This is a genomic window from Salmonella sp. JXY0409-18, assembly GCF_020268625.1.
GTDB lineage: Bacteria > Pseudomonadota > Gammaproteobacteria > Enterobacterales > Enterobacteriaceae > Salmonella > Salmonella enterica.
In genome coordinates this window covers 3,920,096-3,932,717 of the sequence record NZ_CP084216.1, presented here as the reverse complement: position 1 = coordinate 3,932,717, position 12,622 = coordinate 3,920,096, and the positions used below count along the sequence as shown (strand labels likewise).

13 protein-coding genes are annotated in these 12,622 nt (G+C 54.3%); 3 read left to right on the top strand and 10 right to left on the bottom strand.

The features are described from left to right. Positions 1-67 precede the first annotated feature (67 nt). Positions 68-1,339 (bottom strand): DUF445 domain-containing protein, encoded by a 1,272-nt coding sequence (locus LDB27_RS19135; RefSeq protein WP_001033023.1) that lies wholly within the window; start codon positions 1,337-1,339, stop codon positions 68-70. Between the two features lie 86 nt (positions 1,340-1,425). Continuing rightward, positions 1,426-2,667, bottom strand: coding sequence for a multidrug efflux MFS transporter MdtM (gene mdtM, locus LDB27_RS19130; protein WP_001188918.1), 1,242 nt, complete (start codon positions 2,665-2,667; stop codon positions 1,426-1,428). A 478-nt stretch (positions 2,668-3,145) separates the two neighbouring features. On the opposite strand from mdtM, the gene LDB27_RS19125 reads away from it, so the two are divergent. Further along, the gene (locus LDB27_RS19125) at positions 3,146-4,099 is read left to right on the top strand and encodes an Rpn family recombination-promoting nuclease/putative transposase (RefSeq protein ID WP_000749996.1); all 954 of its coding nucleotides are present in this window, start codon (positions 3,146-3,148) and stop codon (positions 4,097-4,099) included. Here LDB27_RS19125 and LDB27_RS19120 read toward each other — a convergent pair. Continuing rightward, on the bottom strand, positions 4,096-4,239 hold the full coding sequence (locus LDB27_RS19120) for a hypothetical protein (RefSeq protein WP_153247006.1): 144 nt from the start codon (positions 4,237-4,239) through the stop codon (positions 4,096-4,098). The genes LDB27_RS19125 and LDB27_RS19120 overlap by 4 nt on opposite strands. A gap of 40 nt (positions 4,240-4,279) precedes the next feature. Between LDB27_RS19120 and LDB27_RS19115 the strand changes: the two genes are divergently transcribed. After that, complete coding sequence (locus LDB27_RS19115; RefSeq protein ID WP_225519888.1) at positions 4,280-5,650, top strand: NAD-dependent succinate-semialdehyde dehydrogenase; 1,371 nt, start codon at positions 4,280-4,282, stop codon at positions 5,648-5,650. Positions 5,651-5,744: 94 nt separating this feature from the next. Here the strand turns inward: LDB27_RS19115 and LDB27_RS19110 are convergent, their stop codons facing one another. Beyond that, positions 5,745-5,888 carry a hypothetical protein gene (locus LDB27_RS19110; protein ID WP_001595639.1) on the bottom strand — a complete coding sequence of 48 codons (144 nt, stop codon included), beginning with the start codon at positions 5,886-5,888 and terminating at the stop codon, positions 5,745-5,747. Here LDB27_RS19110 and yjiS point away from each other — a divergent pair. Beyond that, the gene (gene yjiS, locus LDB27_RS19105; RefSeq protein WP_000397915.1) at positions 5,855-6,019 is read left to right on the top strand and encodes a DUF1127 domain-containing protein YjiS; all 165 of its coding nucleotides are present in this window, start codon (positions 5,855-5,857) and stop codon (positions 6,017-6,019) included. The two genes, LDB27_RS19110 and yjiS, sit on opposite strands and share 34 nt — an antisense overlap. Before the next feature lie 76 nt (positions 6,020-6,095). Here the strand turns inward: yjiS and LDB27_RS19100 are convergent, their stop codons facing one another. The 6 genes from LDB27_RS19100 to btsT form a co-directional block, all read right to left on the bottom strand. After that, complete coding sequence (locus LDB27_RS19100; protein WP_001280247.1) at positions 6,096-7,016, bottom strand: DUF5655 domain-containing protein; 921 nt, start codon at positions 7,014-7,016, stop codon at positions 6,096-6,098. Positions 7,017-7,426: 410 nt separating this feature from the next. After that, positions 7,427-8,068: a LysE family translocator gene (locus LDB27_RS19095; RefSeq protein ID WP_000438685.1), complete on the bottom strand. Its 642-nt coding sequence runs from the start codon at positions 8,066-8,068 to the stop codon at positions 7,427-7,429. A 47-nt stretch (positions 8,069-8,115) separates the two neighbouring features. Further along, the gene (locus tag LDB27_RS19090; protein WP_001128427.1) at positions 8,116-8,931 is read right to left on the bottom strand and encodes an AraC family transcriptional regulator; all 816 of its coding nucleotides are present in this window, start codon (positions 8,929-8,931) and stop codon (positions 8,116-8,118) included. Between the two features lie 36 nt (positions 8,932-8,967). After that, positions 8,968-9,924, bottom strand: coding sequence for a GTPase (gene yjiA, locus LDB27_RS19085; protein ID WP_000187838.1), 957 nt, complete (start codon positions 9,922-9,924; stop codon positions 8,968-8,970). A 10-nt stretch (positions 9,925-9,934) separates the two neighbouring features. Continuing rightward, entirely contained in the window at positions 9,935-10,138 is a 204-nt protein-coding gene (locus LDB27_RS19080) for a YbdD/YjiX family protein (protein WP_000460616.1), read from the bottom strand. Positions 10,139-10,232: 94 nt separating this feature from the next. Next, positions 10,233-12,383, bottom strand: a complete 2,151-nt coding sequence (gene btsT / locus LDB27_RS19075) for a pyruvate/proton symporter BtsT (protein ID WP_000379929.1) — start codon at positions 12,381-12,383, stop codon at positions 10,233-10,235. Positions 12,384-12,622 lie beyond the last annotated feature (239 nt).

Sequence of the window (12,622 nt, the reverse complement as noted above, 5' to 3'; positions counted from 1 at the left end):
TTAAATTAATGCCTCCCGCGTGCGGGGTTTGGCAGTTAATCTGAACGAGAATTGCGCCTTCCCCTTCTTAGATACTGAGCAGTGCCGGTATTTGCGACAGTAAATATAACACCAGACCGATAGCGCCGCCGACCAGCGTGCCGTTCACGCGGATAAACTGCAAATCTTTACCGATATTAAGCTCAATCTGCTGCGACATATCGCGCGCATCCCAGCCTTTTACGGTATCGCTGATGTGGCGCGTCAGGAAGGCGGCGAATTCCGGCGCGACCCGGTGCGCGGCCTGTTCCAGATGACCGTTAAGCGAGGCGCGTAATGCGTCGTCGGCGATCAGCGTCTCGCCAAACCATTGTCCGGCATGAGCGATGCGCTGCTTTACCTTCGAGTCTTCGGCGTTGATATCTGTTTTTAACCACTGACGTAGATCCGCCCAGATCTCGCCGAGATAACGGTTAAACGCCTCATCTTCCTTCAGGTAACTTTTAATGTTTTCTGCCCGGGCAGCCATTTCCGGATCATGTTTAAGTTTATCGATCAGCTTATACGTCGCGCGATCGAAGGCATGACGAATCTGATGCGCGCGGTCGTGACTGATATCATCCAGCAGAGAATTTACCGCGTCGGAGACCAGTTCAGCGCTGTGTTCTCCCAGCCATTCGGTCGGCAGAATCTTCGCTTTTAACGGATGCTCGGTCTCCAGCCAGCGTATGATCTGTCTGGCGATAAATGTTCGGGAACTGTCACGCTGTAACAGGGCGATAAGCTGGGCGATCAGCGTATCGAGTAACACCTGGTGACGATCGTTTTTGGTCATGCTTTCCAGCATCAGGGCGCTGGTGCCGGAAAGATCCACTTTATCAATCGCTTTATGTACCGCTCGCTTGAGCAGCCGCTGAATACGGGCGTCATCGGTCAGTTCCAGAAAGCCGCTCATAATTTGCAGCAGATGCTGCCCGACCCGGCTGGCGTTGTCCGGCTGGCTGAACCAGTTTCCGATAAGCAGCGCGGGTTCATGGCGGCGGATTAGCGCGATCAGCGACTGCGTATCAAGGAACTTCTCCTGCACAAATTGCCCAAGATTTTCGCCGATTCGGTCTTTATTACGGGGAATAATCGCCGTATGTCGTGAAATAAACGGAATGGGAATGCGGCGAAATAGTGCCACCACGGCAAACCAGTCCGCCAGCGCGCCAACCATCGCCGCTTCGGCAATAGCTTTTATGCCCAGCACCCAAAAACTGGGCGGCAGGAAAAGCGTGGTCACAAACGTCGCGGCGGCTATCAGCAACAGTGAGAGCGCCAGGCGTTTGGCGCGTTTGAGTTCGGCGATTTTATTCATAGGGTTAAGGATAGAGCCAGACGGCAGGAACGTGCAAAAAACATCAGATGATTCTGTGCCGGATAAGCCTCTATCCGGCAGAGTGTTTACTTCTCAGCGGCCAGTTCTGCCGCCTCATGCTGGCGCACGCGCTGTAATAATGTCGCCAGGGTGAAGACCACAATCACCCCGGCCACCGCTGCCAGCAGGTGAAACGGCAGTCTCCCGCCGTGAAACCACAGCCAGCGGCCAACTTCGACCGACACCGCCATCACCGTCAGAATCACCATGTTCAGCGAGGCCGAAACCGTCCCTTTTGGCAAGTTGTTGGAGAAAAGCGTGAAGCGAAACAGCGTCGGGAAAATCATTCCAATGCCGAACGCGTACAGGCTGGTGCCCAGCACAGACCAAAGCCAGACGTGCGGCAGAAGAAGATTACCGAGGAGTAATGTCGCCAGCCCGCTTAACTGAATTGGTACGGCGCGCCAGATAAAACGCGGTCGGGTCGGATCTTTCACCAGGCGCACAACGATCATATTGGCCACGATCACCGCGCCGAATACGGGCACCTGCGCCCAGGCGAATTGCGAAGTACTCATCCCGCCGGCATCGATCAGGATCACCGGCGACACCGCCACCCAGCTCATCATCGGGATGTAGCTCAACGACAGCGTCGCCGCCCCGGTGAGAAAAATCGGGTTGCGAAACACATTACGAAAATCGCGCAGTACGCTCACCGCACTGAACGGCACCGCGCCGCGTTGCACCGTTTCTGGCATCGCCAGCAGCAGGCCGCACAACGCCAACAGTCCCATCACCGCAATAATACCGAACAGCACCTTCCAGTGAACGAAGTGCATCAGCGCGGCGCCGGAGAGCGGGCCGATAACCGGAGCGACCAGCACAATGGAGGTAATAATCGCCATCAGCTTAATGGCTTTGGTTTGACCGAAGGCCTCCTGTACCGTGACGTAGCCGACCGTTGCGATAAAGCAAATGCTGGTGCCCTGCACAAAACGGGCAACCAGAAACTGCGTCATTGAGGTCGTCAACAGCGTTGCCGCGCAGGCGAGAGTAAAAATTAATGCCCCTGCGATCAGCACTGGCCGGCGGCCAATCCTGTCGGATAGCGGCCCCAGAAGCCATTGCAACGCCATTCCGCCCGCCAGATAGAGACTGACCGAGGCCGGCGCAAGACTGACGTCAGCATTAAAATCGCGCACGACGTTAATGATGCCAGGCTGAATCAGATCCGTCGTCAGATAGGCGGCAAAATCGTACAAAATCAGCGCCATCGGGAAAAATAACGTTGTGGCGCGTTGGGAGAAAAACTGAATAATCCGTTGCATAAAAAATGCGCTCCATGTCGGAGAACCCCATGATGGGACAGCGAAACTCAATACCGTCATCGTGACGTCAGGCAGGCGATGGAAACAGCGGCTGCGGATGTACTGAATTTCATGTAATCAAAAACGCTGCCGGTGAAAACACAGACAGGAAGAGACGCGTTCTGAATCTCGTCAGAACGTGTGGCGATTACAGATAACAATCAGCACATCACACCTCGGGAAATTTACGTTGCACGGAAAATATACACATTAAGTGTAATTAAATTTTGATGTTAATCAAAAGAGTTTGTCTGGTTAATAAAGATAAAGGCAGGGCGCGCAGGCTGGTATTTTGCGTGTTCAGTTCCGAAAATGCATGTGCATTACAGATAACAGGATTTATCTTCCGTCGCGCCTCGCAATGCTGAAAAGGTACGGATGAGAAAGGAATTTTCAGGAGGTAGAGTCGCAGCATCCTGGTTTGGGGTGATGGAGCGCCATGAAAAAATCGACGACCTCAACACCGCATGATGCGGTGTTTAAAACCTTTTTGCGCCACCCGGAAACCGCCCGCGATTTTATGGAGATTCATCTGCCGGTGTCGTTACGCCAGCTTTGCGACCTGCGGACGCTAAAGCTGGAACCCGGCAGTTTTATTGAAAAAAATCTGCGAGCCTATTATTCCGATGTGCTTTGGTCGCTGAAAACGCGCGAGGGCGACGGTTATATCTATGTCGTGATTGAACATCAGAGCACGCCGGATGCGCATATGGCGTTTCGGCTGATGCGGTATGCGATGGCGGCAATGCAACAGCATCTGGATGCGGGGCATAAGCATCTTCCGCTGGTGGTGCCGATGCTGTTTTATCACGGTGTTGATAGCCCGTATCCTTTTTCGCTGTGCTGGCTGGATGAGTTTGCGAACCCGGAAGTGGCAAGAAGACTCTATGCCGCTGCCTTTCCGCTGGTCGATATTACGGTGGTATCGGATGATGACATTATGCAGCACCGCCGCATTGCGCTGCTGGAGCTCATCCAAAAACATATCCGCCAGCGCGACCTGCTGGGACTGGTTGAACGGATTGCTTCGCTGTTAGTTACTGGTTGCGCTAATGACAGGCAGCTTAAAGCGCTGTTTAATTATCTTATGATTCAGCACGGACACACGCCTCGTTTCACCACGTTTATTCGTGATGTGGTAGGGCATGTCCCGCACACTAAGGAGAGACTGATGACGTTGATAGAGAGGATCCGCGCAGCGGATCGCAGAAAAGGGGAACGGCAAGGAAGACAGGTCGGTCTGGAGGAAGGATTAGAAAAAGGGCTGGAAAAAGGTCAGCGCGTTGCCGCATTGCGTATCGCCAGACAGATGCTGGCGGACGGACTTGACCGCGAGACTGTCCAGCGGTTCACCGGCCTTACGGCTGAAGAGCTTCAGGATGTTAGCCACTAACGCGGTTCCAGTCTGAATGTTGCAGGCCCGGTGATCGCCGGGCAACGCTCTCTGTAATTATCGCTGATAACCGCACGAATATACCGAACTTTACCGATAGCGCCAGCCATCTCTACTACCCTTATTGTTCTGAGCGGCATTTACGGCTGCCTTAATGACGATAACAAGGAGACATGTGATATGGCTTACCAGACAGTGAATCCTGCCAATAATCAGCTCATTAAAGAGTACCCCCCGCACACGGACACGGATATTGAAGCCGCGCTGCAAAAAGCTGACGCGCTCTATCACTCCGACTGGTCCAAAGGAGAGATTGACCAACGTCTGCCGGTACTGCATAAACTGGCTGACTTGATCGACAGCCGTGTTGAAGAACTGGCAAAAATCGCCAGCCAGGAGATGGGTAAGCTCATCGAGCAGAGCCGTGGCGAAGTCAAACTGTGTGCGCAGATCGCTCGCTATTATGCGGATAACGCGAAGCAGTTTCTTGCCCCGGTGCCTTATAAAACCGAGTTTGGCGACGCGTGGGTAGAACATCATCCGATTGGCGTCATCATGGCCGTTGAGCCGTGGAACTTCCCGTACTATCAGTTGATGCGTGTGCTGGCGCCGAACCTGGCCGCAGGTAACCCGGTGCTGGCGAAACATGCCAGCATCGTACCACACTGCGCCGAGACATTTGCCCATCTGGTGCGTGAAGCCGGCGCGCCGGACGGCGCATGGACCAACCTGTTTATTTCCTCCGATCAGGTGGCGAACATCATCGCCGACCCGCGCGTGCAGGGCGCGGCGCTGACCGGATCTGAAAAAGCGGGGAGCGCCGTGGCGGCACAGGCGGCGAAGCACATTAAAAAATCGACGCTGGAACTGGGCGGGAACGATGTGTTCGTCGTGCTGGACGATGCCGATCTTGAGAAAGCGGTGAAAATTGGCGTGCAGGCACGACTCACTAATGCAGGGCAGGTATGTACGGCGGCGAAGCGCTTTATCCTACATGAGAAAATCGCCGATCAATTCCTCAGCCAGTTCACCGAGGCGTTCAGGAAGGTGAAGGTGGGGGATCAGATGGACGCTTCTACCGAACTGGGGCCGCTGTCGTCGAAAGATGCGCTGGAAACATTGACCAGACAGGTCGAGGAAGCGGTGAAAAATGGCGCGACGCTGCACGTTGGCGGCAAGCCGCTGGAAAGCAAAGGCAACTTCTTTGAGCCGACGATTCTGACCAATATTACGCGTGACAACCCGGCGTACTTTGAAGAGTTCTTCGGCCCGGTGGCGCAGATGTATGTGGTGAAAGACGATGACGAGGCGGTAAAACTCGCCAACGATTCCCACTACGGGCTGGGCGGCGCGGTGTTTAGTCAGGATATCGAACGCGCTAAACGCATGGCCTCCCGGATTGAAACCGGGATGGTTTATATCAACTGGCTGACCGACACCGCAGCGGAGCTGCCGTTCGGCGGCGTTAAGCGTTCGGGCTTCGGACGCGAGCTATCGGATCTGGGGATTAAGGAGTTTGTGAACCAGAAGCTGGTAGTGGTGCGCCGCTAATCCCTGTTGCCCCTCTGAAAATGGGAGGGGCCTGGCTTTTTGCAGCGAAGGACGCGGATCTTAAATCAGAACGAAATAAGCGAACAAAACCCCCTCAATTGCCCTCCTTATTTATCCACGTTGCACTAACCGTGCTTTTTATCCCGGTATTGTTTGTACAGACATTCATGATGCCCGCATTTTCTGTTCTATGCGGAGGCCGGTATGGAATTTTACGAGAACCGCCCCAGACAACCATTTATTGGCTTTGTGCAGCTCAGACGGGCGCTAAAAAGGTGGTGGCTGCGTAAGCGGGCCTGTCAGGCGCTGCGACGAATGAGTGACGAGCAGTTAAAGGATATTGGGTTGGAAAGGAAGGATGTGGAATAACAGATAAGAGCCAGTAAAACTGGAAAGGCTGGATAATCTTATCTTAACCTCTCCAGTAGGCGGGTATCCTGGAACGCTAATTTTCTTGCCAGGCTTTCTCGATCAGCAGTTTGGCTTTATCCAGATCATGTTCGTTACGCACAATCAATTCGACGTCGCCGGTTCCCCAGTGGCCAATGTTTGTGACGTCCCGGCTAAATCCTTCTTCAAGCTGGATATGCTGTGGATTGATTTTCAGCCACAGGCGTAGGTGTGGGTCGGTCACGGGATAAACGGCTACGCACAGAAAGTTGCGAATGAGGCGGAAGGCGTCATAGAGCTTAAGCTCTTTAAACTGAACCTCATCACTGAGTGACAGCACATAACTTTTTAGCTGTTCATATAATGAAAGCAGCGCGGGAGAGGCCGAAGAGAGCTGTTCGCGCTGCGTGCGGGTATGGCGTTTGCCGCTGCTGACGGAACCGTTCGCGATGATGTACTGAGGGCTATTTTCGACCACGGCGTTAACCAGTTCCAGCATTAACAGGTCGTCGGCAAAAAGCTTGTAGCGAATCAGGTTGATATTGCGGTTGATTTGCTGAACGGCATGTTCGTCGTATTTATTAAAATCGGCGGCAATACAGATTAACCGTGTGCCGGACCAGTCAATGGCTTTGGCCGCGGTTTTACTTATTTTCTCCATCACCAGCAACTGAAATTCCGCTTTATGATCGAGCAGCCAGTCGAGATAAAACAGCCCCTGGTTAATGACGTTTTCATTGCTGTGGCGTTTATATTCAATAATCACCGGGCAGTTATTTTCGTCGAGGCCGAGGGAATCAATTCGCCCACGATGGGTTTTACCCGTGCGGTATTCGGTCTCGAGAAAGCGGACGCCAAGGAATGTTTCCATATGGGATTCGATCAGCATTTGCAGATCTTTTTCAATGGCTGCGGCTTTGCCCGGCAGTTCTTGTACTTTCCCGCCACCGAGGCGGAAAAGCTGGATATCGCTCATGGATCCCTCCTGAATTTTCTGCGCACTATCATACGTTATGTGAAAAGAGATAAAAGCGGAAATCGGGCTTTTGGAGGTGAGATATGTTATAAGCCCGACAGCAGGTGGTTACCGGGCAGCGGGCCGTAGGTCGGATAAGCGTTAGCGCCATCCGACGCTGTTACAGCAGTTTGCGCATCTTACAGAAGGAAAGTCCAGCTGAAAATCAATGAAAATAAGCCGCTGGATGAGAGGTGATATTATATTTGGTGATGAGAATAAAGCGGCTATTTAGTCGCTTTATTGGTTTCTGGGGGCAGGTTAATTTATGGCGGCGTCGGCATTATAAGAAGGAAAGGGTTCGAATGATGCAGACCCTATTCATCTGCCCGGGCAACGTTGACCACCGTATAAAGCTGCCCCTCATTGATTTAACTTGTAATGAACTGCCACACAATCCAGCAGCCAAAGGCGATCAGAATGCCGCCGGCGGCGCGTTCAATTTTCCAGACAAGATTACCCAGACGACCTTGAATTTGCGGCAGGGCGATAAGCGTTATCAGCAGCAGATCCCAGAGTAACACTACGCTGGTCATCCAGATTCCACATATGGCCTGCTGTGTAACGGTCACGTTTGGGCCCAGCAGGGCGGTCATTAGCGCCAGATAAAACAGAGCATTTTTCGGATTCAACAGCGATGAACCTAGCCCCAGTAATAGTTGTTTTGCCAGTGACGGACATGCCGATGCGGCGTACCGCCACTCCAGCGGCCCGGCGCGGCTTTTCAACAGTTGACGGCCCACCCATAGCAGGTAGGCGGCACCTAATAGTTCGATGATGGTAAAGAGCAGCGGCGTCTGACGTAGTAGCCCTGACCCAATCACCACCAGCAGAATATAGAGCCCATTTCCCGCCGCAATGCCGAGGCACAGCCCGACGCTACCGCGCAGCCGATAGCGTACGGCGTAACCGACCAGCAAAAAGAAGTCCGGACCCGGGCTGAGCAGCGCCATAAAATGCGCCAGCGCCAGTGCGGGAAACGCCGGAGGAAATAACGTTGTAACCTGTTCCATAGTAACCTCAGTGATGATACTGAGGTCAGCCTATACCTGCGGATGCGCTATTTATTGTCGGATATTGATCTGTTCTGCGCGTACTGACGCGGCGTTGCCGCCGTGTAGCTGACGAAGGTTTTGTGGAAATGACTTTGATCGGCGAAACCGGTCTGATAGGCAACATCGGCAATATCGTCCCCGGCGCGCAATCGGTGCCGGGCATATTCAATGCGGGCCATATTGGTAAAGCTGACAGGAGTCAGGCCTGTATCCTGCTTAAAAGTGCGAATCAGAGTCTCCTTACGGAGCGCAAACTCCTGCGCCAGTGTGTCCAGCGTCGGCGGTTCCTGAAGGTTGCTGACTAAGCGGGCAACCAACTGGCGGCTGATGGCGCATGGCGGTTCGGCGTCGGCGCTTTGTAGCGGCAGGGCGCGCAACAGGTGGATAATAAGCGCCGGAAGTCCGGCGGTTTGTTGCTGAGTAATAGACGTCACAATTTGCTGATAAAGCTGGAAAAGCTGCGGGTCCTGCAACTGTGGCTGCGTGGTATGCAGGCGGCTATTCGCCGGCAAATGGGGGAGCTGCGTCAGGCACCAGTCCGCATCGAGATACAGCATATGATAGCTGCGTGGTCGCTCGTGGAGCGGGTTACAACTGTGTGGAGATTGCGGGGGGATCAGGATCAGCTCGCCGGGGCGTAACAGATACTCTTGCCCGTTACTGATGCAGCGGGTTTCTCCTGCGATGATTGCGCCCAGCGACAGTTGTGGGTGGCTGTGGCGCTTATAGGCCTGACGGCTTTCACTGGTGGTACGTAGTTCCAGCCACGGCAGTTGTGGCAGACGCCAGAAGCGTTGGTGAATATCTCGGATAAGGGGCATACAATCTCCTGTGCGGCCCGGCTTTTCTGCGCCCGTTTACTTCCTTAACCCCGCAAATGCCGCTCTGATCTCGTCTTCCGGCAACTGGATCCCGATAAATACCAGCGTGCTGTGCGGCGTTTCGTCGCCCCACGGTCTGTCCCAGTCGGCGCTGTAGAGACGCTGCACGCCCTGGAACAGCAGGCGGTTGGGTTCGCCGTCGATCCACAGCATCCCTTTGTAACGCAGCAGTTTATCCGCTGATTCCAGCAGCAGGTTTTCCATCACCCGCGAAACCTCGCTGATATCCACCGGGTAATCCAGTTCCACCACAATTGACGACACATCGTTCTGTTTATCGGCAATAAAGTGGAAACGCGGTTGGCTTGCCAGCACGTTCTCTTCCAGCATAAAGCCGCTGGTATTAAACAACTGACTCAGGTCAATATCGCCGTGTACCACGGTGTAAACCGGGGCGCGGGCGTTGATACGCGCCAGCCGCTCGCGCAGTTTCTCGCTGTCGCCTGCCACGTCGGTTTTGGTCAGCAGGATACGGTCGGCGTAGCCTATCTGCGACTGGGCTATGGTGAACTGATTCATCTGCTCGTTAGCGTGCACCGCGTCGACCAGCGCAATCACGCCGTCTAACAGGTAGCGTTCGCATAATACGTCATGGGAGAAAAAGGTCTGAATAATCGGGCCGGGGTCAGCCATGCCGGTGCATTCAATCACCAGGCGGTCGAAAGCAATATCGCCGCGGTCGCGGCTGTCGAGCAGGTCTAATAGCGCATCTTCCAGCTCGTTGGAGCGGGTACAGCAGATGCAGCCGTTAGTCAGGGTTTTGATCTGTGTGGCGCGATCGCCAATCAGTTGATCGTCAACGGAGACTTCGCCAAATTCGTTTTCGATAACGGCGATTTTAAAACCATGTTGTTCGTTGAGGATATGGCGTAGTAGGGTGGTTTTGCCGGCACCAAGAAAACCGGTAAGTAGGGTAACTGCAATCGGGGTCATAGTCTCTCCATTAACAACAGCGCATACCGCCTTTGCCATCGCCGCCGTAACGTGCTTGCTGACGTTCGCGGAAGAACTCTTCATAGGTCATGTACGGCTTGTCGGGATGGTTGGTTTTCATGTGCTCGACATAGTTGTCGTAGTCCGGAATACCAATCAACATTTTTGCCGCCTGGCCGAGATATTTTTTTGCCTGACCTAAAGTATCAAACATTCTGCCGTCCTGTTAATGAATAAAGCCGGATGGCGGCTTGCGCCTTATCCGGCCTACACTAGCCGGGATCGCTGTGCGCTACCCGGCATCAGTTTTAGTGGTGTGAAGAGATCTTCACGCCGCCTTCCGGCACGGGCACATACGGGGTTTCTTTGTCGGTACGTTTATCGCTGTTGCGTACCTTCATCCAGGTGGTGAAACCGTAGAAGATAATACTGTACACCACCACCAGGAACAGAATACTCAAACCAGCGTTAGTGTAGTTGTTCACCACGATATGGTTCATGTTGGCAATCTGTTGCTCGGTCAGGTTGGTGCCGTTGGCAATCTTCTCTTTATACAGGTTTGCCATGTAGAAGAAACCTTCCATCTGTGGGTTGGCGCTGAACAGTTTCAGGCCCAGCGCCCAGGTGGTGCAGATCAGCAGCCATACCGCCGGGATCACCGTTACCCAGATGTACTTGGTGCGCTGCATTTTGATCAGTACCACGGTGCTCAACACTAGCGCCACGGCGGCCAGCATCTGGTTAGAGATACCGAACAGCGGCCACAGGCTCTTCACGCCGCCCAGCGGGTCGACCACGCCCTGATACAGCAGATAGCCCCACAAACCGACGCAGCCTGCGGTACCGATGATACCCGCGACCAGAGAATCGGTTTTTTTCAGGAACGGGACGAAGTTACCCAGCAAATCCTGCAACATAAAGCGGCCGGAACGGGTACCCGCATCCAGTGCGGTCAGGATAAACAGCGCTTCGAACAGAATACCGAAGTGATACCAGAAGCCCATATCCGCCATCGGCAGGACTTTGTGGAACACATGCGCGATACCTACTGCCAGCGTTGGCGCGCCGCCTGCGCGGTTCAATACTGACGGTTCACCGATATCTTTCGCCGTTTGCAGGATTTGTTCCGGGGAAATCACAAAGCCCCAGGAGCTGACGGTCGCCGCTGCATGTGCGGTAACGTCTTTCAACTGCGCCATAATCAGCGGCGCGTTCTCGCCGCCCATCTCGTGCAGGTTTGGCATGGTAATGCCCAGACCTGCCGGCGGGGTGTTCATCGCGAAGTAGAGACCCGGTTCAATGATCGAGGCCGCCACCAGCGCCATCACCGCAACAAAGGACTCCATCAGCATCGCGCCGTAGCCGATAAAACGCGCATCGGTCTCACAGGCCAGCAGTTTCGGCGTGGTGCCGGAAGAGATGAGCGCGTGGAAGCCAGAGACGGCGCCACAGGCGATGGTGATGAACAGGAACGGGAACAGGGCGCCTTTCCACAGCGGGCCGGTACCGTCGACATACTGCGTCAATGCCGGCATTTTCAGTTCCGGGTTGAGGATCACAATCCCCAGCGCCAGACCGACGATCACGCCGATTTTCAGGAAGGTAGCGAGATAGTCGCGCGGGGCGAGGATCAGCCATACCGGCAGCAGCGCGGAAACAAAGGCGTAGCCGATCAGCGCGAAGGTAATGGTGGTGTCTTTAAAGGTCAGCGCCGGGCCCCAGTACGGGTCGTGGGCAATCACGCCGCCGAAGTAAATAGACGCCACCAGCAGCACGATACCAATAACGGAGACTTCGCCTACGCGTCCCGGACGCAGGAAGCGCATGTAGATGCCCATAAACAGCGCAATCGGTACCGTTGAGCAGACGGTGAAGACGCCCCACGGGCTTTCGGCCAGCGCTTTCACCACGATTAATGCCAGCACCGCGAGGATGATGATCATGATTAAGAAGCAGCCGAACAGCGCGATGGTGCCTGGAACGGTACCCATCTCTTCTTTGATCATCTCGCCAAGAGAGGCGCCGTTACGGCGGGAAGAGATGAACAGCACCATAAAGTCCTGCACTGCGCCCGCGAGCACCACGCCCGCCAGCAGCCACAGTGTCCCCGGCAGATAGCCCATCTGCGCGGCCAATACCGGCCCGACCAGCGGACCTGCGCCGGCGATGGCGGCGAAGTGGTGACCAAACAGCACGTAGCGGTTAGTCGGCACGTAGTTCAGGCCGTCGTTATTGATAACCGCTGGCGTCGCGCGCGTCGGGTCGAGTTTCATGACCTTCTGGGCGATGTACAGGCTGTAGTAGCGGTAAGCCACCAGATAGACGGAAACGGAAGCGACCACGATCCACAGGGCGCTCACGTGTTCACCCCGACGTAGGGCAACGACCGAGAGGCAGAAAGCACCGATGATTCCGAGAATCACCCAGGGTATGTGCTTGAATATCTTTTTCGTATCCATAGTAAAACCTGGTTGTAAGTTTAATTATCAGCCGAAGCTGGGTGGACATTGAGTTCGTGTTTGAGGAGGTAGATTGACTGCTATGCTGAGAGGATCTTGCCAGATCATCGCGCGCGTAAAGTTAGGTAAATCAGTGAGTGGTTGTATGGCGGTTTAAGCGGTCGGACGTACCGGTAAGCGGTTTCGCGGAGGAGGGCGTGGGCTATTTTATGTGATTGAGATCACGATATAAAATGGGA